The organism is Bradyrhizobium sp. ARR65, assembly GCF_000472385.1.
In the GTDB taxonomy this organism is placed as follows: domain Bacteria; phylum Pseudomonadota; class Alphaproteobacteria; order Rhizobiales; family Xanthobacteraceae; genus Bradyrhizobium.
Window position 1 is genome coordinate 1 of record NZ_AWZU01000078.1, and the last position, 22,071, is coordinate 22,071.

16 protein-coding genes and 5 pseudogenes are annotated in these 22,071 nt (G+C 59.1%); 11 read left to right on the plus strand and 10 right to left on the minus strand.

The features are described from left to right. The first annotated feature begins 947 nt into the window (after nt 1-947). Nucleotides 948-2,300 carry an FAD-binding oxidoreductase gene (locus F758_RS0140395; protein ID WP_024513130.1) on the plus strand — a complete coding sequence of 451 codons (1,353 nt, stop codon included), beginning with the start codon at nt 948-950 and terminating at the stop codon, nt 2,298-2,300. 223 nt (nt 2,301-2,523) lie between these two features. Here the strand turns inward: F758_RS0140395 and F758_RS50450 are convergent, their stop codons facing one another. Together F758_RS50450 and F758_RS53625 are read right to left on the minus strand one after the other, a co-directional pair. Continuing rightward, nucleotides 2,524-2,661 (minus strand): hypothetical protein, encoded by a 138-nt coding sequence (locus F758_RS50450; protein ID WP_157450428.1) that lies wholly within the window; start codon nt 2,659-2,661, stop codon nt 2,524-2,526. Nucleotides 2,662-2,814: 153 nt separating this feature from the next. Further along, a complete protein-coding gene (locus tag F758_RS53625) occupies nt 2,815-3,201 on the minus strand; it encodes a sensor histidine kinase (protein WP_502689225.1) in 387 nt (128 codons plus the stop codon). A 93-nt stretch (nt 3,202-3,294) separates the two neighbouring features. On the opposite strand from F758_RS53625, the gene F758_RS51320 reads away from it, so the two are divergent. Next, complete coding sequence (locus tag F758_RS51320; protein ID WP_024513132.1) at nt 3,295-3,648, plus strand: hypothetical protein; 354 nt, start codon at nt 3,295-3,297, stop codon at nt 3,646-3,648. A 305-nt stretch (nt 3,649-3,953) separates the two neighbouring features. Here F758_RS51320 and F758_RS0140415 read toward each other — a convergent pair whose 3' ends face one another. From F758_RS0140415 to F758_RS53630, 3 genes and pseudogenes are all read right to left on the minus strand, one after another. Next, nucleotides 3,954-4,985 carry a LysR family transcriptional regulator gene (locus tag F758_RS0140415; protein ID WP_024513133.1) on the minus strand — a complete coding sequence of 344 codons (1,032 nt, stop codon included), beginning with the start codon at nt 4,983-4,985 and terminating at the stop codon, nt 3,954-3,956. Between the two features lie 753 nt (nt 4,986-5,738). After that, nucleotides 5,739-8,339: an ATP-binding protein gene (locus F758_RS0140425; RefSeq protein ID WP_245286743.1), complete on the minus strand. Its 2,601-nt coding sequence runs from the start codon at nt 8,337-8,339 to the stop codon at nt 5,739-5,741. A 21-nt stretch (nt 8,340-8,360) separates the two neighbouring features. Next, nucleotides 8,361-8,660 (minus strand): annotated as a pseudogene (locus F758_RS53630) (winged helix-turn-helix domain-containing protein); the annotation flags it as partial. Between the two features lie 528 nt (nt 8,661-9,188). On the opposite strand from F758_RS53630, the gene F758_RS0140430 reads away from it, so the two are divergent. The 4 genes from F758_RS0140430 (at nt 9,189) to F758_RS52935 (ending at nt 12,655) form a co-directional block, all read left to right on the plus strand. Continuing rightward, complete coding sequence (locus F758_RS0140430; RefSeq protein ID WP_024513136.1) at nt 9,189-10,910, plus strand: alpha-keto acid decarboxylase family protein; 1,722 nt, start codon at nt 9,189-9,191, stop codon at nt 10,908-10,910. A gap of 120 nt (nt 10,911-11,030) precedes the next feature. Beyond that, complete coding sequence (locus F758_RS0140435; RefSeq protein ID WP_035724940.1) at nt 11,031-11,429, plus strand: nuclear transport factor 2 family protein; 399 nt, start codon at nt 11,031-11,033, stop codon at nt 11,427-11,429. Nucleotides 11,430-11,774: 345 nt separating this feature from the next. Then, the gene (locus F758_RS52930; RefSeq protein WP_283805910.1) at nt 11,775-12,161 is read left to right on the plus strand and encodes an isocitrate lyase/PEP mutase family protein; all 387 of its coding nucleotides are present in this window, start codon (nt 11,775-11,777) and stop codon (nt 12,159-12,161) included. Between the two features lie 14 nt (nt 12,162-12,175). After that, the gene (locus tag F758_RS52935; protein WP_283805911.1) at nt 12,176-12,655 is read left to right on the plus strand and encodes an isocitrate lyase/PEP mutase family protein; all 480 of its coding nucleotides are present in this window, start codon (nt 12,176-12,178) and stop codon (nt 12,653-12,655) included. Nucleotides 12,656-13,411: 756 nt separating this feature from the next. Here F758_RS52935 and F758_RS0140450 read toward each other — a convergent pair. Next, entirely contained in the window at nt 13,412-14,701 is a 1,290-nt protein-coding gene (locus F758_RS0140450; protein ID WP_245286744.1) for an MFS transporter, read from the minus strand. 522 nt (nt 14,702-15,223) lie between these two features. On the opposite strand from F758_RS0140450, the gene F758_RS0140455 reads away from it, so the two are divergent. From F758_RS0140455 to F758_RS52515, 4 genes and pseudogenes are all read left to right on the plus strand, one after another. Continuing rightward, a complete protein-coding gene (locus F758_RS0140455) occupies nt 15,224-16,762 on the plus strand; it encodes a class I adenylate-forming enzyme family protein (RefSeq protein WP_245286745.1) in 1,539 nt (512 codons plus the stop codon). Then, entirely contained in the window at nt 16,759-17,421 is a 663-nt protein-coding gene (locus tag F758_RS0140460; protein WP_024513141.1) for a phosphoribosylanthranilate isomerase, read from the plus strand. Before F758_RS0140455 ends, F758_RS0140460 begins: the two co-directional genes overlap by 4 nt. Nucleotides 17,422-17,442: 21 nt before the next feature. Next, nucleotides 17,443-17,583 (plus strand): annotated as a pseudogene (locus F758_RS50455) (ABC transporter substrate-binding protein); the annotation flags it as partial. A gap of 11 nt (nt 17,584-17,594) precedes the next feature. Continuing rightward, a pseudogene (locus F758_RS52515) lies at nt 17,595-17,758 on the plus strand (transposase zinc-binding domain-containing protein); the annotation flags it as partial. Between the two features lie 108 nt (nt 17,759-17,866). Here the strand turns inward: F758_RS52515 and mddA are convergent. The 3 genes and pseudogenes from mddA to F758_RS48885 form a co-directional block, all read right to left on the minus strand. Then, on the minus strand, nt 17,867-18,601 hold the full coding sequence (gene mddA, locus F758_RS0140470; RefSeq protein WP_024513142.1) for a methanethiol S-methyltransferase: 735 nt from the start codon (nt 18,599-18,601) through the stop codon (nt 17,867-17,869). Between the two features lie 378 nt (nt 18,602-18,979). Continuing rightward, nucleotides 18,980-19,303 (minus strand): annotated as a pseudogene (locus tag F758_RS45835) (transposase); the annotation flags it as partial. Between the two features lie 38 nt (nt 19,304-19,341). Beyond that, nucleotides 19,342-19,941 carry a GNAT family N-acetyltransferase gene (locus F758_RS48885; protein ID WP_084306089.1) on the minus strand — a complete coding sequence of 200 codons (600 nt, stop codon included), beginning with the start codon at nt 19,939-19,941 and terminating at the stop codon, nt 19,342-19,344. A 191-nt stretch (nt 19,942-20,132) separates the two neighbouring features. Here F758_RS48885 and F758_RS0140490 point away from each other — a divergent pair, with 191 nt between their 5' ends. Next, nucleotides 20,133-21,572: an IS1182 family transposase gene (locus tag F758_RS0140490; RefSeq protein ID WP_024513145.1), complete on the plus strand. Its 1,440-nt coding sequence runs from the start codon at nt 20,133-20,135 to the stop codon at nt 21,570-21,572. A 78-nt stretch (nt 21,573-21,650) separates the two neighbouring features. Here F758_RS0140490 and F758_RS45840 read toward each other — a convergent pair. Continuing rightward, nucleotides 21,651-22,071: pseudogene (locus F758_RS45840) on the minus strand (trehalose synthase); the annotation flags it as partial.

The window sequence follows — 22,071 nt, forward strand, 5'->3', positions numbered from 1 at the left end:
CGCGATCGATCCGATCGCGCAATCGGTCGCAATGGCGCGCAAATACTGATCTCTCAGACCGTCGCGAAATCAGAGTTCCATCGTGCCCCGCACTGATGCCTCTCTTGGCCAGCAGTGTCAGCATTTGCCAGCACCCTGTCAGTCAGACCGGCACGTCGATGGCGACATGCTAGAAACCGATGGCATCGAGGAATCCTCTTGTCGCCAAAACCAGACTCACAGTAGCCATCAAAAATGAAGGCAATTGCTGCGGAACTACCCCGTGGCAGTCCTTGCCTTGGGCCTCATTGGCCTTCTCAAGCAGCTTGACACTACAATGCTCATGATGCCTCTACCTGCTTCCCGTTTATGGTCCGGCTTGCGACTTCGGTTACTGGAGTAACAAAGAGTTGCCGGGCTGCAATCGGAATGAAACGGCTGCGCCCTAAACACGTACTGTTTGACGAGACTGATCGGCAGCTACGGGCCGTGCGGCGCGACAATCCTTGTCCGTTTGGAGGCAGCCATGACTTCCTTGTAATCGCATGAGGCGGCCTGCAGTCGCTACCGATCTATCGAGCCTCGAAGTTGTCATCGAGGACAGCCGCATGATCAAGATACGCGCGATACGACCCTCCACAATTCGCGAGGACTATTTCTGCAACAACAACTCGCGCATTCCCCGTTGTACGAATCACAATCGGCGGACTACACCGATTCGCCGCCGCCGCTGGTCTCCGATTCGAACTCGTGGGTTGCTACCACCGAGCGAATACAGGCGATTGCACGAGGCGCTGCTGCGCATCCATTCGAGCGATTTGCAGAGGCCGCCGACGCGTCGCTCGGCGAGTGCGAACTCGGCGTTCTTCGGAGCATCAACTCGCACCTGAACTCCTATCTCGAAAAGCTTCTCATCCTATCGGCCCGAGACACAGACCGGGCGACGCGCCTGTTGAATGGAGGGTTCCATGACCGATCCGACCACAGAAATAGCCAGTCTCAGCCGGGCATTGCCTGACCGTGTATCCATTCCCGGCGATCCACGGTATACGGCAGCGATCGCGACTTGGGCAAAGACCGATGTCACGCCTGCCGCTGCCATCACATGCCGCGGCGCTGCCGATGTGCAGGCCGCAATCACAGCAGCACGCAAAGCGAAGCTGCCGCTCTCGGTTCGAGGGGGTGGGCATGACTGGGCCGGCCGTGCATTATGCGAGGGCATCGTAATCGATCTTAGTGAGATGCGAGCTGTAAGCGTTGCGAGTGATCGACGCAGTGCGTTGCTTCAGGGTGGCGCACGCGCGCGCGACTTGATTTCCACCATCGATCCCTTGGGTCTAGCTGCAGTTACAGGTTCGCACGGAGGTGTCGGCATGGCAGGACTGACGCTCGGGGGTGGCTACGGTCCTTTGATCGGATCTCAAGGGCTTGCCCTCGACAATCTGGTCGAGGCGCAGGTCGCGCTCGCCGACGGCTCGGTCGTTTCAGCCAGCGCCACCCACAACCAGGATCTGTTCTGGGCGATACGGGGCGGTGGTGGCAATTTTGGCGTAGTTACTCAAATGCGCTGCAAGCTGCATAACATCCCAATCGTGCTAGCGGGCGTTTTGATCTATCCTATATCCGAGGCAAAAAGCGTACTAACTCAGGCCGCCACCCTCACGGCCTCCTTGCCTGATGAACTTTCCGCGCAGCTCGGCATTGCCGCGGGTCCTGATGGCTCGCTTAGCGTGCTTGTCGCGCCGGTCTGGTGCGGCGCGCCTGAGGACGGTGAGCGACAACTCGCCCCATTTCTCAAGCTCGGAACCCTGCTAGCAGGTAAGGTCGAGCGCATGTCGCAGACGGCCCTGCTCTCGCGGTTTGACGCGATGATCGTTGACGGCCTGCGCGTTCACATCGAAACATGCTCGCTGGATGCCCTTGACAGCTGCAGCATCGACACGCTCCTTTCTTCGATGGCCAACGCGGTTTCTTCGGGTTGCGTCATTCTCACCCATGAATTCAAAGGTGCGGCGTGCCGCGTCGCGGCGGACGCAACCGCCTTCGGCCTTCGTCGGCCGCACATCTTAGTCGAGATCTTGACGATGTTCCCAGACCCAGAGGATGTAACCATTACCCAACAGCACATCACATGGGCTCGTGAGACACGCGAAGCGTTCACGGCCGCGCTCCCTGGAGGCTATCCAAACCTGCTCGGGCCAGACGAGGCGTCCCGCGCGACGAAGAGCTATGGCGATAATGCAACACGGCTGATTCAGGCCAAACGGCGTTACGATCCGGATAACGTTTTTTCCTCCACGATCCCACTACCCCAAGATTGATGGGAACCAGCGCATGATACGTAAACCCACAAGGTGGCTCTTGTTTACTGATAGCCGCGCCCGCGAATCGCTAAATGGCACCACACCCAACGAATCCCGCGGCAATCTGCTAGCTCTTCAAACGAGTATTTCGCTCAAACGACAGGCAATAGACTTGCAGGCCTTGGAGATGCCTGCAGATGCAGGCGAGGCGGCAAGCAGAGGCTAGCTTTCCTATTTCCAATCAAGCGGGCGCGCAAATACCCACCAGCACAGGTGCGGTGATGTCAATCGACTTGATGTTGAAGGCTATTCGTGACCGATGATCGATCAGCAGCAGCGTGTGATCATTCGGGGTGAGACGGACTTGGCGGGTCGCCATTGTTTGATGCTCATGTCGCTCTCCTTGATTGGAGGCGGATGCAAGGCCTCGATCCCGACGAATGGCTTCTCGTGGCGTCGACCGTCTAAAGGCCACTGGGTATTATGGCCTGAATTCATCAGCCCCCCGTGACGGCCTGGACAACGATTTTGGTCAGCGCTTCCCACGCCCTCGGCGCTTTCGCATAGGCCGCTTGGCTACGATCGAAAACCGTGTTCCTCGACCGACAACGGAGCTCACCTGAACGCGATGCCCGAGGATGCCCGTGGCTTGCCGCACAATGAAGAGACCGATTCCGAGACCTTGATCGGACGCCGGATCGAGACGCGCAAAGGCCTCGAATATTCTCGACATTTGCGCACCGGGAATGCCAATTCCGGTGTCGACGACATCGACGCGGATGCAAGTCCGCATGTGGCGGCAGCCTATCAGTATCCGCCCGCCCGGTTCGGTGTATTTGATCGCGTTGCTCACGAGATTGCGAAGCACTGAGCCGAGCAACAAGACGTCGCTTCTGATCCAAGAGCGGGTTGATACCATCCGAATCTGAAGCCCCTTGTCCAGCGCAGCCAGTTCGTAGTCACGCCGGACGCCTCGGAGCAGCGCCTCGAGGGCGACCGGCGACAACTTCACATGCCCATCGTGCTCGCCGATGCGAAGAGCGCTCAACAGCTGATCGAGTTGCCCAGCCAATTGATTGATTGCGCTCTGGCAGAGCTCCAGAAGGGTAAGCTCGGATCGGGTTCGAAGCCCGTTATCCAGCTGCTCGCGAACGCTCTGGATGACTTGCAACGGCTGACGAAGATCATGCGCCGCGATCGCAAGGAGCGTCGCTTCGAACTCGCGGCCATTTACCGGCTTTGGCAAAATAGTCGCGCTTGCCGCAGCGGAGGAGCTTCTATTGTCCTCGACGTCCCGAACGGATCTGCTCGTTCCATGCATCGATGCGTACTCCTTGGTTCGGCGGAGCGGCTCGCCGCCACTTGAACCTTCACCATCCGTCGGCTGACGACGGCGAGCATTATCTCCATTGTGCGATCGTTCGGCCTGACCGGCTCACTAGATGCCATCCCCGTTCGTACGGCAGTGAAACGACTTCACTTGCAGGATGAAAACGCTGCAGGTCGAACTATCCTCATTGAGCAGCCAGGTTTGCGAGAGCTCGACGGGGCCCCTCAAGCCAGAGGAAACGCCAACGAGGCATTCGATGATTCGAACTTGGATCCAGCGACCCGCAAGTGCATCTTCTGCATGACTATTGTGAATTGATCTGGCTCGATTGCAACTCAAGCTCAGATCGCGACGCGTGGAAGAGGCGCAACGGGAAGGGTAGGACCCTCCGTCTCAAGCGGGCCCGAGCGCAACGACTCGCTTGCGCGCATTAGCATTTCGCGTAGCCAGTCTTGTGCGGTATCGCCAAGGCTCCGTTCTGACCACAGAGCGCAGATATCCATAACGGCGGTCCTGTACGGCAACTCGTGGATCGATAACTGATGCATGCGGGCGAGCAATGCGCCAAGCGGCCGCGGTACGATTGCGGCCAAATGAGCATCTTCAAGAAGTGAGGGAATCGCGAGAAAGTGGGGCAGCGAAACCGCCACGCGCGGTTTTCGCTTCGCTCCCCGGAACGCTCGCTCGAGAGCAACCCGGTCGAACATTTCCAACCGACGGCTCAATCCATGTTCCGATATGAAGCCGTCGACGCTCCCTTCACGGTCGCCGTGCATCGCGACGGTGGCGATCGACAGCGTCGACAGCGTGTCGTACGACAGCCGGCCGAGCCTCCGCGACTTGTGGGCGAGAAGAACGTCGTCATAAGAGAATAGCTGCGTCGCCCGGAAACGGTCGGGTATCTCGGAAAAGGTCCCCACGGCCACATCGATTTGCGCAAGATCGAGCTGCTCGGCTAGATCGATGCCGCTGTCCGGCCGCAGTTCGAGATTGACCAGCGGCGCTTCTCGGTCCAGGTGACCGAGCAGATCAGATAGGAGGAGGGTGGTCACGAAATCGCTCGCTGCAAGCGTAAAGCACCTACTCGAGTTGCGAGGCTCGAATGTGGGCACGCCGATCGCGGACTCGAGCGAAGACCAGGCCTCGCGAATAAGAGGAGCCATCCGAAGTGCGCGCGCCGTCGGCTGCATTCCCGTGGTCGTGCGCACAAACAAGTCGTCGCCAAGCACATCCCGCAACCGCCCAAGGGCGTGACTGACAGCCGATTGACTGAGGCAGACCCGTTGACTGGCCCGCAGTACGCTGCGCTGCTCCATCACGGCGTCGAATACACGTAGGAGATTGAGATCGAGTCTGCTGATGGGTGTGGACATTGATCAAACTCGAAGGTAGCGCCCATGTGCTTAGCAGACTAGTTCATCGCCAATCTCACGCCCCGTTAATTATTGAAAAGCGGCGCAAAGTTGCGCTAGAGATGGAATCAGTTGCGGGCGACGACCACCTGGGGCCACCGATCCGTGCTTTCATCGACGCCGCATTTCGGAGATTGCCGAAGGTACTCTCTGATCAACACGCCCAGCTTTGAGCATGCCCGGTTCAATTGGCAGGGTGGATGCGCTTGCCGGTGGCGGCGAAAAGTGTGCTGTACCCGTTGATCCGACGCCCAATACGCGTCGGTTGTGTGATCTGGTCGCGGTGCTGCCGATCTGGACAGTACATGTTCGTCACAATGCGGCCGCCGCATCCGAATTTCGTGCCGGTCAAAGCAAGGACGTCGCAGCATGCATAGCTGTGGCGTATCGTCATCCACGTCGACCTTGTCGTTCGTGCCGTTGACCCTGATGGTGCTGGTCATCGGTTCTCTCAACATTACGCGCAGCTGCTTTCGCGAACTCGAAAGAGAGCGGCCGTCCCCGCTGTTGGCAGGCGAAGCATAGCCCGGCAGGAGGGTGGTTCGTTTCAATCGCCGTGAAGCGAATGTAAAGTGGTGTAAAGCAGGCCTGCTCGTTCACGGCGAGGATGAAGCCGCAGCGTTGAAGCAGCAAGCGGCTTGCCTCGCCGATCCCTATCGAAAGCTGACGATGCGGGCGTCAGCCTTCCGAGCATTCTTGGGGCGGTCGCGGTCTTCAGGTTGGCTTGTCGCGCCTCCGCCCTGAACGGTTCCCATCTCTTCGCGCCAACCCTCCATTACGATGCTCGGCCGGCATCGACCGAAGGAGCTGCCGCGCCTCAACCAGATCCGCGGTTTCAAATCCTTCCGTAAACTTGGACAACGTACGCCGAAGGATTCCCGCTGCGTCAGCGGCGCATCGGGTTTCCTTCGACAACCGCGCAAGCGAAATGGCAGCGCGTAGCTCCCAGCCAAGTGCGCCGTCGGTCACGGCCTGTTTGAGCGCTTTCCGATAACATCTCTCGGCCTGTCCCGTATCTCCCGGGCGACGGGCAAGCAGGATATTACCCTGCGTACGCAGCAGCTCCGGAAGCAGATAGGTCGGCGAGATGGTCTCGGCATGCTCAACGAGATCGGCAATCGTGCTTTCTGCCTCATCGAAATCGCCGATACGAGCCAGACCTTCCGAATACGCGCGCATTGCGGGCAAACGTATGATCATCAACTGCTCTGTGCGAAGCGGCTCAAGCACACCCTTGAGCAAGGCAACGCCTGCCTCTGTCTCACCTTTGGCCAGCAGCAACTCGCCTTTCAGCGCTAGCGCACCGGTTCTACAGGGCCTCATTTGATGCTTGTTTGCGACCTCGGTCAGGGTTTCAACCAGGTTATCGGCCCAATCCAGATCCCGCAACCAGAGAACCACCATCGTCGTATAGAGGTAAGCAATGCAGGTGGAGACGGGATGGTTCTGTGCGATGGACGCATCGAGCACCTGCTCGGCAAGACGATGGGCCTTCTCGGGCAATCCGCAAAGCCAGGACGTCCATACGCGGCCGATCGCGCCCCGACCCTTGTTGTCGAAGCCGAAATAGTAAGTCTGCCCGATGCCCTCCGCTTCAGCCCGTGCGATACCCATCTCAAGGAGTTCGAAGGCCAAACGCTGGTGACCAAGGAGGCTGTGAGTCGCCCCCAACATCCATTCGGAGGCGGCTATCTCAATTGGATCCTGCGAGCCGTTTGCCAGATCGGCGAACCGCTCTGCCGCGACGAGGGCGCCGGCATAGTCGCCTTGGCGGGTGAGAAAGAGGTTATAGCCTGCCAGCAGATGCAATTCCGAGTCCCGTTCGCCAAGTGAGACCGCGATATCCAAAGCACGTGTGATGGTTTCTCCGACTTGATCCTCATTCCCCATCATATACATGCGGCATAGGGCGAGCGCCTCCTGCAGCCGAAGTGCGCGGATCGATAACGGCTTCTTGTCATCGATGTGCGCCACCGCGAGTTCGCACCACCTGAGGCACTCAGTCAGCATCGAGCGATCCAGCAGCATCCGAGACGCGAAGGCCGCAAGCGCCGTGCCGAGCTCCGCATCACCCACACTGGAGAAGCACCATTCCAGGGCAGCGCGGACGTTGCCGACGTGAAGGCCACAGCTCGGACTTATTTGCTCGATCACATGACGCGGCTCGCGATCCGCCCGCTGCAGCGTATCGACACAAAATCGTGCGTGCCGACGCAGGACCTCCTGTCTTTCGCCGCTTTCCGCAAGCTTCATTTCGGCATAGAAGCGTGTGATGTCCGGAATCCGGTACATATGGCTGTCATCGACCGACAGGATCGCGATCAGCGACTTATCCGTGAGCTCCTCGACCGCCCGCGCCACCGTCCAATCGTCGGTGGCGGTATCAACCGCCAGCGCTTGCGCGGCGTGCATCGTGAAGGGACCGGTCAGAATGGAAAGTCGTGCAAGCACACGTCGCTCGACGTCTGGAAGCAGCCGAAAGCTCCAGTCGAGTGTAGCTTCCAGGGTACGATGCCTCGGCTCATGTCGACGCCCCGGCCAACTCAGGACCGCGCGGCCGCGCAGGCTGTCAAGGAGCCCCTTGAATCCATACGTGATGAGCCGGCTGGCTGCGAGCTCGATTGCGAGAGGATTGCCGTCGAGCCGACGACAGATCTCAGCCGCTGCGAGCGCGTGCGCATCGTCCACCCGTCCCACATACCCCCTGGCCGCCGCGCGCTGCATCAGCAGCTCAACCGATGGGGCGCGAAGGACGTCGCCGGCCGTCAAATCCTCCTTTTCCGCGGGCAGACCGAGCGGCTCGACCGAGTAAACCGTCTCTCCATGGGCTCTCAGGACTTCACGGCTTGTGACAATAAGATGAATGTTGGGCGCGTGGAGGAAAAGCCTAGCCGTGACATCGGCCGCTTCGTCAATCACATGTTCGCAGCAATCGACGATGAGCATCAGCCGCCGATCAGATACGAACGATGTCAGAGAGGCCAGTAGGTCGCCTGAATGCACGGCATAGCCCAGCGCGGCTGCAATGGTCGGCAACACAAGATCCGGCGCCTTCAGAGACCCAAGATCCGCATACCGGACGTCGTCATTGAACTCGCGCGCCAGCCGATGTCCGAGTTCGACCGCTAGGGTCGTCTTACCGATACCTCCGGGTCCGATAATGGTGACGAACCGGCAGCTGAGCGTCTGGGCGATGAGCGCTTCGATAGCCTCAGCACGACCGATTACACGTTGAGACCGCGCGGGCAGCCCGCTGCTCATCGAGGCGCTCGAGTCGCTTCCACCGGGGGGTCGCGACGAGGCGACCGCCCGCACCGGAGCGACGAACACATATCCGCGCCCTTGCACATTCATGATGTATGACCCGCCTTCGTCCTCCGAGTTCAAGGCACGACGAAGATCGCACATCTGCACGCGCAGGTTCGCTTCACCGACCGTCAGGTCCGACCAGACGTGATCGAGAATCTCCCGGCGGCTGACGACCTCGCCGTGGCGTTGCAGCAGCAACGCAAGAATGTCGAAGGAGCGGCTTCCGAGCTCAACTGTATTCTGTCCCGCAAGTAGAAGGCGCTTTGACGGGATCAGCCGATACGGCCCGAACTCGAATTCTCCTAATTGGCTGAAGTGCTGTTGCAAATGCTACCTCGGCCGTCAAAATACCCGGCCATCTTGTTCCGCAACCGCGTTGGCCTATGAATTCAACGACCGCGGGGTGCGGTGGCCTATTCTGCCAATACTCTCGTTCCGTTCATCTGGCAAGTTGCCGCGTCCCCCGGGAGTTTGGCTGGTCCAAAGCACGCCTGTCCGGGAACCGGTCTGTCGCCGCACGTCGGCCAGATCGCTCATAGTGCGAATTCGCGCCTCCGTTCAAATTCAATATGGTTCATCGGCATGCTGGCAGACTTTCACTTCTCCGCGAGACTGAACCGCTCCAGAATGCTCGCCGTCAATCAACCACAAGCCCTGCCGCCTCGCCGAAGCTGTCAGAACGCGAGACGAAATCACGCGAACGATCAAAGACGTCAAGGTGCCGGATTCAGGACTGTGCAACGAAATCGTTGAAGTTCGACGCATTCGCGTAATGGGCCATGGTCCACGTTTCGTGGAACTTGGGGCTCGCTATCGACGGCAAGCGCTTCTCATCGCCATTCCGGAGTTTGCTCAATGCCGATTACAGTAGTCCAGCACGTCCTCTCGCGGTTGCGAGACTTGGGCATCACCGATGTGTTTGGCGTTCCGGGCGACTTTTCCTTCCCGCTCAACGATGCGGCAGAAGCCACGATGCGCTGGATCGGTTGTGCAAATGAACTCAACGCGGCCTATGCAGCAGATGGATATGCGCGGGTCAAAGGTGCCGGAGCCGTTTGCACCACATTTGGAGTCGGTGAATTGAGCGCGCTGAATGCCATCGCCGGCGCCTACGCCGAACAAGTGCCGGTCTTTCATCTGGTCGGAATGGCGCCGATAGCTGCGCAAGCAGCCCGCAGGTTATCGCACCACACGCTGGGCAATGGCGAGTTCGACTCGTTCCGTCGCATGAGCGAGCCAGTGGTGTGCGCTAGCGCCGTCATGACGCCGCAAAACGTTGCGTATGAGACCGAACGCCTCATTCATGAGGCGTTCTACCATTTGCGCCCGGTCTACATGGGATTTCCTGCCGATCTGGCACTGCAGTCGGCGCTCAGACGCGCCAAGCCGGTCGATCCTCCGGGCAGCGACCCTGTTCTTCTCGATTACGTCGTGAAGGAGATCCTCTCTGCTCTGGACCAAGCCAGGACTGCGTGCATCCTCCCTGGCTTCCTGGTGGGCCGCGCCCGTCTGCAACCAGTCATGCAAGCGGTGGTGAATGCGTCCGGGCTGCCCTTCGCCACCATGCTTCTGGACAAGTCTGTCCTCGATGAAAGTCAGCCAGCCTACATCGGCATGCATGCTGGCCAACTGATGAATGAGGATGTACGCCAGTTTGTCGAGAGCTCCGATGCGGTGCTCGCGGTCGGCGTCTTATTCAGCGATTTGAATACCGGTGCGTTCACGACCCATCTCGATCCCGCGCGGCTGATCTCGATTGGACTGCATCAGGTCACCCTGAAAGGTAGAACATATCACGGCATCGAAATGGCGGATGTTCTCACCTGCCTATCGAAACGGCTGATCAGGCGGCGGACGTCGGTGAGTGTTCAGGCCTCACCACCCGGAGCAGCAAGCGGCAGCGGAGCAGATCCGATCACGGCAGCCGCCCTATATCCGCGCTGGGGCAGGTTCATCCGCCCAGATGATCTCGTTGTCGCCGAAAGCAGTACGGTGTCCATGGGGCTTGGTTTCGCGCGATTGCCGCAGGGAACGGCCTTCTACAACCAAGCCCTATGGGCTTCCATCGGTTGGGCGACGGCGGCCGCGCTCGGTGCTGCCGTCGCCGCGCCTACTCGCCGCCTGGTGCTCATCACCGGAGAGGGCTCTCATCAATTTACCATTCAGGAAATCGGCCAGTTCGGCCGTCTCGGCTTGAAGCCGCTCATCTTTGTGCTGAACAATGGCGGCTACACGATCGAGCGTCTGCTCTGCAACGATCCCAATGCCTCCTACAACGATATCGCACCTTGGAGTTATGCCGAGTTGCCGCGCGTGTTCGGCTGCAAAGGCTGGATGACGGAGCGAGTGACGACCTGCGGCGAACTCGATCAGGCGCTAGAACGCGCTGAAAATGCCGAAAGCGGAGTTTACATCGAGGTGGTGACCGCCCCGGATGAAGCACCGCCGTTCGCGCTGCGACTGAGGGACGCCGTGACCAGCCTGTATGGCTCCGAAGAACAGAGCGGCGATGGCGTGCAGCGGATTCCTCTTACGTACAACGGCGGCAGAGAACCGCCCGGTTCTTATCGGCTGTAAATCGACTAGGACCGTCGTCTGCATCGTAAGAGGATAGTTGTCATGCCAAGCGAAAGGTAGCGCATGCGCGTGTTGCGCGTTCCGTGCCTCCGAACATAAGCGTATACACAGGAGATGATCATGATTACCGAACAGTACGTCTTAACGATTTTCAAGGGTCTGGAGCGCGGAGATGGCGCGAGCTTTTTCGAGCATGTAGACGACAAAGTCGACTGGATCGTCGAAGGGACGCATCCGCTGGCTGGTCACTACAAGTCGAAATCCGATTTCGTCGCCGGCACCTTTGCGAAGCTCGGCAAGGTTCTACCCAACGGAGCTCAACTCGTCGTTGAGCACTTGCTCGTGAAGGACGATCAAGCCGTCGTGGAACTCCATTCCTTGGCGACGGCGAGGAACGGATTCAGGTTCGACAACAGGTACTGCTGGGTGGTCCATTTTGCTGGCAATACCATCGACCGAGTGAGAGCGTACCTCGATTCGGCGATGGTCGCGCGTCTCTTCGAAGAAAACCCGATCTAGCATCGGCCCTCTCATCCCACCATATCTCATCGGCTGGTGGCGACCGCAGCAATGTGCTCCGCGCCTGCCCTTCGGCTAGGGGAGTGGTGCCTATCGCGGCGAAGCTTTGCCCACCAGTGTCTCAACTGGACGCCGTTGGAGAAGCCCTGATCCCATTGAGATGAGTCGGGCTTGGAGCAGGCCCTAAGCGGTACGAATGGGTCGATCGCAAAACGCGCTACGAGAGGCGTCGTCGTCTGCCTCTAAGATGTTTGGCAGCCAGGGTGACGTCATTTGATGATCAAGCTCAGCACTCGCGGCGCCTTTACGACAGATTTCGTAACTCTAAAATGATGGAGCGTTGCGATGTCTATGTCTCATATCCAGACCCTTCGTACAATGCTCGGCACTGAGAAGGGCACCATTTTGCCCGGAGCACCGAACGCGCTCGCCGCCCGGATCATTGCGGATCTCGACTTTAAGGCCGTGTATCTGACCGGCGCTGGGATCGCCAACATGCACCTGGGCTTGCCGGATCTCGGGTTCATCGACCTGAGTCAATTGGTCGACCATGTGGTGGCTATCCGTTGCGTGATCGACCTGCCACTGGTCGTCGATGTCGATACTGGATTCGGTAACGCCATCAACGTCACCCATACAGTTCGTATCCTGGAGCAAGCCGGTGCAAGCGCCATTCAAATTGAGGACCAGCGTGCGCCAAAACGGTGCGGTCATTTCGACGGAAGGAGTTGATCTCACTCGAGGAGATGGTGGGCAAGGTGCGGGCTGCGGTCGACACGCGGCGGCAGGATCTGGTTGTGATCGCACGCACCGATTCATATGCCGTCGAAGGCTTCGAGGCGGCCATTGAGCGAGCGGAGCGCTATATTGAGGCAGGCGCGGACGTCACCTTTGTCGAGGCTCCAGACCGCCTCGAGGATCTCGAGGCGCTGCCCCGTCGCCTGAAGGCGCCTCAGCTTGTCAACATGGTGCTCGGAGGCAAGACACCGATTATTAAAGCTAGAGCGGCCGCCGAAATGGGGTTCAGCTTGGTGCTTTACGCAAACGCCGCCCTGCAGGGCGCCGTGCATGGTATGCAGGCGACGCTATCGGCACTCAAAGAGAACGGCGCCCTCGATGAGCGCGCCGTCACCTCATTCGCGGAGCGTCAGAGGCTGGTGGATAAGCAGGCATTCGACCTCATGGAGGCCCGCTACGCGGTGCATGCGGCGAGCGAGAACGGATAACAGGGCGAAAGGTCCTGCTGAAGGCCGCTGCTCACCCTCACATCGCCGCTTACTAATCTTCGGACCGCTGCGATGAATGCAAGCCAGACTACATAAAATTCGCTTGAGGCTCACGCCGGCGAACTGAGCACTTTGGAGGAATTGTTCGAGGACTGAGGTCGTCAGCTCGGTGAAGACGGTCGTTTGACAGCGCAACGCGCCTTTCCGCAGCTTCTCCAGGAGGTGGCTTCAGCGACGTCAATCCAGCTGCGGATGATCGTTTCAGCGTCGATAGCATTCTCGACATGCACGATCGACGCTGCTCATCTGATCAAGGGCGGAGGCGCGATGGTCGACGTACCAACTGTTTACGGGACTCGCTGGTGATTTAAGGGCTCAGTTTGTATAATTGCGACAGGCTGGGCTGCGCGCCACTAGAATACGCTCCAGCACATTGACGCCGCGATCGACGGGCAGGTTCACGATATTCAAAGCACTCGCGTCGTCGCAGGTATGAAAGGCCCGGCTGCAGCCAATCCAAAATGGCATAGACAGCAAGAACGATTTGGGCGCCTGGGCGGCGCCAAGCCTTCGCGAGGGCGAGCGCGCCAAATCTTGGCCATTTGTCGATCGACTATGCTTGTGAATTCGTCGACCACTGTCCTCCCGCGCCCTGCAGCAAGGTTGCCTGAGCTGCGCGATAGTTGGTCGCGTCCGCGTACTGATGGGACGCATCAACTCTCACGTCGACACTAAATGAGGCGCATTGAAACGGGTTCAAGCAGTCTGTCGTGTGCCGAGACAGAGCCGGACTGCACCCGAGAGAAACGCGACCGCACATGCGAGCAGCACAGCGTGCGCATGCGCCAGCGGGTCTACGCGGAGCGCCAACGTAATGAGTGGCGGCGTAACTCCGCTGCAAATGGCATAGGCGACATTGTATGAGAACGCGACACCGCTGAATCGCACGAGAGGCGGGAAACTCTGGACGAGCGCCCAGGGAACACCGGAGACGACGCCGGCCGAAAGTCCCACAAGCGCATAGAGCGGAAATAACCTTTCGGGATGGCCGGGCAGAAGCGCATACAGAGAATAGGTGCAAGCCGCCAGGAAGGGAGCGCCCAAAACAAAGAACATACCGACACCTAGCAGGTCGGCCAGGATACCGAAACCGACGCAGCTGGCGGCCAGACAGGTCGTCGCGAGGCTCGTCGCCTCAAACGATGTTTCGGCATCGATACCGTAGCGGGTCTGAAGCAGGGTCGGCGTCATTGCGAAGACCACGATGATTGTGACCGCAAGCAGCAGGGTCAGAGCGGCTGAACTAAGGATGCTGCCACGATGCCCGCGCAGCACGATCTTGAGCGGCAGCTCCACGGCCAGCTCCTTGCTTGCCTGCAATTCCTTGAAGATCGGGGTCTCAACTAGCCAGCGACGAAGATACACGGAGAGCAAGGCCAAAATGCCGCCCGCGAGAAACGGCAATCGCCAGGCAAAGGCCAATATTTCGGCCGGTTGGTAGAGCCGGTTGATCAGGATCCCCGCCAGAGCACCAAGCAGGTTACCAATTGCGAGAGCGCTTGTCAGGACGCCGCAAGCAAAGCCGAGGTGGCGCCTCGCGACGTGTTCAGCAACGAAGGTCCAAGCGCCCGGCATTTCGCCGCCCATTGCCGCGCCCTGTAAGATCCTGAACAACAAGAGCACAATCGGCGCCCCTATACCGATACTTGCGTAAGTCGGGGTGCAGGCAATTCCTAGAGTGGCGATTGCCATTAACAGTATGCTGAACAGGAACGTACGCTTTCTACCGAGCAAGTCGCCATAGTGGGCGAGAACGATTCCTCCAACCGGACGCACGAGATTGCCGGCGGCAAAAATGCCAAATGTCTGAATCAGGGTCAACCATTCGGGTATGCCGGGCGGAAAGAAGATGTGGGCGAGTACTCTTGCGAACAGCGCAAAGATCACGAAATCGTAATTCTCCAGAGCGCCGCCGAGTCCGGCAAGTAGCAATGTCCCGATTTTTGCGTTTTCGGTTTCGAGCGGCGACTGCGCCGTTGTAAACACCACTGCTTACCCTTGTTCTTGGAGGCCCAGCAACCCTCCGGCCAAGCCGACGCGATCAGAGTCCGTTCGGACCCGACCGAACGGGGGACGTCCGATTACTTCCCGGTTATTGCAGCAGGATTGCACCGCGTGAGACTGGTGCTACGACCGTAACATCAACGCTTCGGCTTGCAATCGCACGTGTCCCCCGACAGCAACGGCCTTGGCTAATGAGCAACGCCTATGGCTGGCGCAATTCTCGAGTCCGCCAAGATAGCTTCCTGACATCACCTTCGACTGACATGGCGCATAGCCGCCGTAGCACAGAATCGCCGGTCTCTTTTTCCAGAAGGCGCCGGAGCCAATACGGAACGCCAATGTCGTCGTTTGCGCGATGGAAATGGGTCCAGCGACATCACGCGCATTCATTACAGCTGTAATCGGTTTCCGCCGCTTGGAAATCGCGCGGTAGCCAAACCGGATCAGTCCTGGTGTCCTAGCCCTATAGGAATTCCAATGACAGTCTTTCCGACCGAAGCGTTGATGCAGCACGCTCGATCCCAACCTGAAAGAACGGCTTTCATCTTTCAAGAAGACGTGTGGACCTATCGTCTGCTTGCTCACGAGTCCGAGCGTGTCGCGCGAGGCCTTGCGGCGAGCGGAATTAAAGCTGGCGATCGCGTCATATTGCATATGGCGAATCGGCCCGAAATGCTTATTGGCTATTATGCGTGTTTCAGGCTGGGCGCGATCGCGACGCCGCTTGGCACCGCGTTCAAGTTTGCCGAGCTCGCGCCTATGCTGCAGCGGCTCCAGCCTGCGTTCTATATCGGCGACTCCTCTCTCTACCGCCATGTCGCTGCGGTTGACGCTGCGATCCTTCCTCGCGAGAAACGCCTTATTCTCGATGACACCAATGGAACGCAGGGCGGGCAAACGTGGGAGGCTCTGAGACAGTCCGCGCATGCGGACTTGCCAATGCCGGCCTCAAATAAGCCCGCAGTGCTGACCAACACCTCTGGAACCACCGGCCGGCCCAAATTCGTCACGCATACGCTGGATACGTTAGCGGCAGCCACGGACTTCATCTGCAAGCATTTCGGCTTCTCGGCCGACGACGTGATCGTCTCGCCGTTGCAGTTAGCACATGGGAGCGGCCTCCGCTGCTCGCTAAGCTTTGTCAAAACCGGGGTGCCCTTCATCATGCTCCAGAGCCGCGATCCTGACATCGTTCTTGACTGCATCGAACGCTATCGGGCGACTTGGCTGCTAGGTTTTCCTTACCAATATGCTGGATTGCTTGAGGCTCAAAAGCTAAAGCAGCGCGACGTGTCGTCACTCCGGATTTGCCTGACCGGAGCTGACGTCTGTCCCGTTGATCTGCAGAAGCGGGTCACAGCGGTCTTGGGAGCGCCCCTTTATAATTTTTGGGCGTCCACCGAGGTTTCCGGCCAGTTAACTTTCGGACTGCGACCCGGAGCCGTGGTTCGCATAACCGAGGACGCGCAAGTTCGGCTTGTCGATGAGAATGGTGCCGACGTTGCACATGGTGAGATCGGCGAACTCCTGATCCGCGGCCCGAATGTTTTCGTTGGTTACTGGGACGATCCGGAGGCGACGGTGCAGAGCCTAAAGGACGGCTGGTATTACACCGGTGACCTCATGAGGCGCGGAGATGGCGATGAGCTTTGGTTCGTCGCGCGCAAGAAGGACATCATCGTCCGTGGAGGGACCAATATCTCGCCGGCCGAGGTCGAGGAAGCTCTGGTTGCCTCCCATCCGTCGGTGGAGGAAGCCGCCGCGGTTGGCAAGCCCGATCCGGTGCTCGGTCAGCGCGTTTTCGCCTTTGTTAAGCTCACGGCTGGCACGAAGGAAAGCGTTGTTGCCGAGATTCTCCAAAACGTGGCAGAGCGCCTTGCACCCTATAAGGTTCCCGAGGGGCTTCGGGTGGTCGACGGGTTGCCGCGCAACGCGCTCAGCAAGGTGGACCGCAAGGCGTTGGAGAGAATGATGGCCGAAGGCGAGAGCGCTGGTCCTCGGTCAATAAACCAAAAAGTGCACAACCGGACTGGGCCGCCATGAGCGTTGTGGAAGCAAAGATCTGCGGGATCCGCACCCCCGAGGTGCTCGAGGCCGCGGCAGAGCACGGAGCTCGCTGGGCCGGCTTCGTTTTCTATCCGCCTAGCCCGCGCTCAGTGGGCCCGGATGAGGGCGCCCAATTGGTGCAGCGGGTGCCGATGGGGCTGCTTAGGGTCGGACTGTTCGTTGACCCAACTGACGAGGAGCTGGAATCGGTGCTCAATCGGATGCCGCTCGACATGATACAGTTGCACGGGGCGGAAACGCCGCAGCGTGTGGCCGCGATCCGTGCCCGCTGCGCCACGTCGGTGATGAAGGCGATCAAGATCGCAACGATCGAGGATCTTGCCGCCGTACCAAACTACGCTGACGTCTCCGATTGGCTGCTGTTCGATGCCAAGCCGGCAAAGAGCGCAACCGCGCTGCCAGGCGGCAACGGCCTGGCGTTCGACTGGTCGATGCTATCAGGCCGAAGCTGGCCCAAGCCGTGGATGCTGGCCGGCGGCCTTACGGAGGCCAATGTCGCCGAGGCGGTGGCCCGTACCGGCGCCACGACAGTCGATGTCTCCTCCGGCATCGAGGAGCGGCCGGGATACAAGACCCCGGAGCGGGTGCAGCGGTTCCTCGCCGCTGTTCGCGCCGCCGGGTCAGTAGTCGAGTGATGAGGCCGAGATGGCAAGAGCGGCCTCGGTAAGGCCGACATCAGGGTGATCGGTCCGGGAGACGTCATGAAGGAAGACCTCTTAAACGGCTTGGGCGATGCCGCGCTCGGCACGGTGACTTCGCATGTCTATTCCGCGGCGCATCCGTTCCGGACCAACAAGAGGTCGCGGATATGTTCCGCGGCCATGGTCCGGCCTGCCGTCAAGCCCATGCCGGCCGTGTGAACCTCCAGCAGTTGAAGGTGATGTCGGCGATCGAGCGCTGCCGTACTGCGGCGCTCGGAGGACATGTGTGGCGCGCTGCGAGAACTGCGCCTATGCGGCCATCGCCTACAACGGCGTGTAGTTCCAAAATGCGCAGATTCTGTGTTTTTGGACTAAGCGGAGTCCTTCTGGCCAATCAGGTGACGTCACTCTGTTCGCACTTGGTCGCGTGCGGTTGAGGTCATGGCGATCTCCACCAAACCGGTATGAGCATGGCCACGCGTTGGCGATAGTTCCTGTATTCCTCACCGAACAGGCCTACTAGGTCACGTTCTTCGAGCACGATGGCGACAAGGATGTACCCCGTGGTCACGAGCGCGAAAAGTAAATGGCCTGCAGTCATCACAGGCGTCGCCCAGAATGCGATGATAAAACCGAGGTAGAGCGGATGACGTGAGAGTTTGTAGAGAAACGGCGCTCTAAACCGTGGCTCTGGTGCAACCTTTCCGGCAAAATTGAGAATGACCTGCTGCAGGCCAAATAGTTCGAAATGGTTGATCAGGAACGTGCTTAGTAGAACGATGAACCAACCGAAGAAGGATAGTCCCCATATCACCATCGCTATTGTGGGATTGTTAACCAGCCAAATGATCGACGGAATCGGTCGCCACTGCCAGAACAGCAGAATGAGTGCGAGGCTGGCGAGGAGCACGTAGGTGCTTCGCTCGATCGACACAGGAACGAATTGCGTCCACCAGCGCTTGAACGGCATTCTAGCCATGACGCTGTGCTGGGCTGCAAACAGTGACAACAGCAGAACATTGATGAGGAGGGCTTCGGGCACGGAAGCAATGGTTGGTGCATCCACAGTCTTGGGTACAAGGACACCGGATACGAAACCGATCGCATAGAGAAACGTCCCGAGGAACACGAGGTAAGCTGCCACTCCATAGACCAGCGCAAGAATCCTTCGCATTAGCGTCTCCCTTCGAACCGTTTGAGCAGATAGAGGCCGAATTCGCGCTGCCTGCGCGTGGGCAAGCGATATCCTGTGAGAGGTCGCGAGCAGCGGTCGAATCGTTTTTCCGCCTTCGCCATCCCATGGCAATAACATTGAACATTCTTGTTACTGTACGATTTCAGTCTCGGAGAAGTGATTGGTTTCGTAGTCAGCCCAACAAATTGATGAGCCTCTAGGCGAGCCGGGACATGACGGAGATCACTTGGAATTCACTTTCGCCTGTGGGGCGCCGGGGCATCGCCCTGCGAAGAAAAAGAAACTGGACCTTCGCGGGCTCAGATGAGGGCGGCCGGCGTGCGGCGGCGATCTACAGCCTCATCGTCGATTGACGGTGCGGGCCGACTTGTCGAAGACGGTTACGTGCGGCTCGATCCCGTGCTCGTAGACCAACCACCCGAGCATCTCAGCGGAGCCATAGGCACTGTCGCCGAGAAGCCGGCTTGGATAAAGATCGAACCTTTCGAGTGAACGCTCAATCATGCGCTTGGCGGCCAACACTTCTGCCTGGCGGATCGCCGTGGTCGCCTCGACATCGACGATGATCGCGTTCTCGACGTCGACCAGATAGTTCGTCGAGTAGGCGAAGAAAGCTTGGCCGCCGTGCGCTCCAGTCCAGCGCGCCGCCGGGTCGGAGGGCGACACAAACTTGGGCGTGACCTTTTCAACGGAATCGGTGGTCAGCGGACCGAAATTGATCAGGTTGAGTGTTTCGCATTTTGACCCGTTGCGGACATCGACAGCGCTTCCGGAAGAAGTCGGCGAAAGTCGCGATCGAGCAACCCCATAATGCAGTCGTCGTGCCATTCGCCGTTGACCAGCGCGGCTTCCCGTTCACGACCTTCAAGCACGAAGCCGCACTTCTCGTAGGAGCGAATAGCCCGATGATTGTAAGCAAGCACACGCACCGAGAGACGATGCAGCTTCAAGCGGTCAAAGGCAAAATGCAGAACGAGACGCATCGCCTCGGTTCCAATGCCCTTGCCAAGGCACGTCGGATCGAGAATGCCTATGGCAAACGACGCACGCCGATCTTGCATATCAACGCGATCTAGACGGGTTTCGCCGATCACCCTTGATCCGTGCTCAATCACCCATGCAAACGGATGATCTGATAACCGCTTAACCATGGCGCCAGCGGCCTCGCGAGTCATGGCGAGATAAGTGTCACGGCTGCGTCCGAACATTTTGTGTATTTCTGGATCGCCCTTAAGGGCGAAAAACTGGTCGCGACCGTCGAGACGAACCCTTCTGATTGTGACGTTCGGACCTGAGAGAGTGGGCACTGCTAGCTGCATGAGCGCAGTCTATCCCAGAAATTGGCTGATGTCGCCCATTGGCCCGTTCCGGACCCTCCAGGCAGCGCCGACAATGGCCGCTCTCGGGGGACGACGTCAGCAACCAGAGGGCCGATAGGCCGCTTTTGACCCTGGCTGTGTGAAAACGCTGTGTTTCTGTTAAGATTCTCCCGTGATTCTTGGGGGAATCGATGAGGCGCTTCGTTGAAGAGGCGGATCGTGGGCAATGGATGTTATTGCCAGAATGCCTCGATGATTTCATTGACGAGAGTAACCCCGTTCGCGTGATCGACGTGTTTGTCGACGCACTCGATCTGGCCGAGATGGGTTTCGACGGGGTTGAGCCGGCGGCAACGGGTCGGCCCTCGTATCATCCCTCGGTTCTCCTAAAGCTGTACATTTACGGCTACCTGAACCGAGTGCAGTCGAGCCGTCGGCTCGAACGGGAAGCCGGACGCAATGTCGAGGTCATGTGGCTGCTGGGTCGGCTCGCTCCTGATCACAAGACGATCGCGGACTTCCGCAAGGACAATGGCCTGGCGCCTCGCAGGGTCTGTGCGCGCTTTGTCGAACTCTGTCGTGAGATGGGTCTTCTCGCAACGGCGAGTGTTGCCATTGATGGCAGCAAGTTCAAGGCCGTGAACAACCGGGACAAGAACTTCACGCGGGCGAAGGTACAGCGACGACGTGATCAGCTGGAGGAGAGTGTCGCGCGTTATCTAAGCCAACTTGATACGGCGGACCGGCAGGAGCCGACCGAGACGCTGGCGACGAAGGTGACGAGACTTAGCGAGAAGCTGACAAAGCTGAAGGAGGAAATGGGCAAGCTCGCTGTCTACGAGAAACGAATGCTTACTTCGCCTGACCAGCCAATCTCGCTGACCGATCCTGACAGCCGCTCGATGGCGACGAGCGGCCGTGGCTCCGGCGTTGTCGGCTACAACGTGCAGGTCGCCGTCGATACCGAGCATCATCTGATTGTGACGCATGAGGTGACGAACAGCGGCTCGGATCGGGCGCAACTTGCCAGCATGGCCAAGCAGGCGAAGGCTGTTCTAAAGACCGATGCGCTCAAGGCCGTTGCCGATCGCGGTTACTTCAACAGCCCCGAGATCCTCGCCTGCCACGAGGCTGGCATCACGGTGACCCTGCCGAAGCCGCAGACGTCGGGAGCCAAATCAGATGGCCGCTTCGGCAAGCAGGACTTTGTCTATCTACCAGAGGAGGACGCCTATCGCTGTCCAGCTGGAGAGCAACTTCCATATCGCTTTACGGGCGAAGAGGACGGTAAGCGGATTAGGCGCTATTGGACCACTGCCTGCCAGAATTGTTCACTCAAATCCCAGTGCACCACGGGGCCAGAGCGGCGGATTCCACGATGGGAGCATGAGCATCTGCTCGAAGCTGTGCAGCAGCGCCTCGATGCAAATCCACAAGCCATGCGCCTGCGCCGAGAGACGGTCGAGCATCCGTTCGGCACGATGAAGGCCCGCATGGGGGCGACGCATTTCCTGACCAAAACGCTTCCGAAAGTAGCCGCCGAGCTGGCACTCTCTGTCCTGGCCTACAATCTGACACGGGTCATAAACATCATCGGGGTCAAGCCGCTGATCGCCGCGATCGTAGCCTGAGAAACGCCCGCGTCCTCGTGGTCAGGGCGGACATCCATAAGGCCGTTTTTACACGGCCAAGACCCTTAGCGGAAATCGTTACGGACCACCGTGCCCGGCTTTCTCCCTTGTGTTTGTGTTAATGTCACTGCGTTTCAGCAAATAGTCCAGGCCGCCGACGCGATACCAGCGATACCCATAGCCTTCCATTAGCACCTTGTGCCGGCCGCGTCTGTCGGCGCGGCTGTGGTTCTCGTCGAGCAGGTTGACGAGCAGTTTTCCGGCCTCGCCCGGGACACCGACCGCAAANGAGATTTCGCGCGGCCGCTCGTCAAGATTATGCACGAAGAGCACCGAATTATTGCGCCAGTCGTAGCGGATGATGAAGATCGCAGGATCGCGCACAGAAACCACCTCGAAATCGCCCCAGCCGACCTCGGGCACTTCCTTCCGCATGCGGATGATGCGCTCCGTCCAGTTCAGCATCGATTGGGGATCACGGCGTTGCTTGGCCGCGTTG

Coding starts and splice junctions, on each gene's coding strand:
- F758_RS0140395 (WP_024513130.1), top strand. CDS start 948: ATGACCGATCCGACCACAGAAATAGCCAGTCTCAGCCGGGCATTGCCT.
- F758_RS50450 (WP_157450428.1), bottom strand. CDS start 2,661: ATGGCGACCCGCCAAGTCCGTCTCACCCCGAATGATCACACGCTGCTG.
- F758_RS53625 (WP_502689225.1), bottom strand. CDS start 3,201: ATGGTATCAACCCGCTCTTGGATCAGAAGCGACGTCTTGTTGCTCGGC.
- F758_RS51320 (WP_024513132.1), top strand. CDS start 3,295: ATGCCCATCGTGCTCGCCGATGCGAAGAGCGCTCAACAGCTGATCGAG.
- F758_RS0140415 (WP_024513133.1), bottom strand. CDS start 4,985: ATGTCCACACCCATCAGCAGACTCGATCTCAATCTCCTACGTGTATTC.
- F758_RS0140430 (WP_024513136.1), top strand. CDS start 9,189: ATGCCGATTACAGTAGTCCAGCACGTCCTCTCGCGGTTGCGAGACTTG.
- F758_RS0140435 (WP_035724940.1), top strand. CDS start 11,031: ATGATTACCGAACAGTACGTCTTAACGATTTTCAAGGGTCTGGAGCGC.
- F758_RS52930 (WP_283805910.1), top strand. CDS start 11,775: ATGTCTATGTCTCATATCCAGACCCTTCGTACAATGCTCGGCACTGAG.
- F758_RS52935 (WP_283805911.1), top strand. CDS start 12,176: ATGGTGGGCAAGGTGCGGGCTGCGGTCGACACGCGGCGGCAGGATCTG.
- F758_RS0140455 (WP_245286745.1), top strand. CDS start 15,224: ATGCAGCACGCTCGATCCCAACCTGAAAGAACGGCTTTCATCTTTCAA.
- F758_RS0140460 (WP_024513141.1), top strand. CDS start 16,759: ATGAGCGTTGTGGAAGCAAAGATCTGCGGGATCCGCACCCCCGAGGTG.
- mddA (WP_024513142.1), bottom strand. CDS start 18,601: ATGCGAAGGATTCTTGCGCTGGTCTATGGAGTGGCAGCTTACCTCGTG.
- F758_RS48885 (WP_084306089.1), bottom strand. CDS start 19,941: ATGCAGCTAGCAGTGCCCACTCTCTCAGGTCCGAACGTCACAATCAGA.
- F758_RS0140490 (WP_024513145.1), top strand. CDS start 20,133: ATGAGGCGCTTCGTTGAAGAGGCGGATCGTGGGCAATGGATGTTATTG.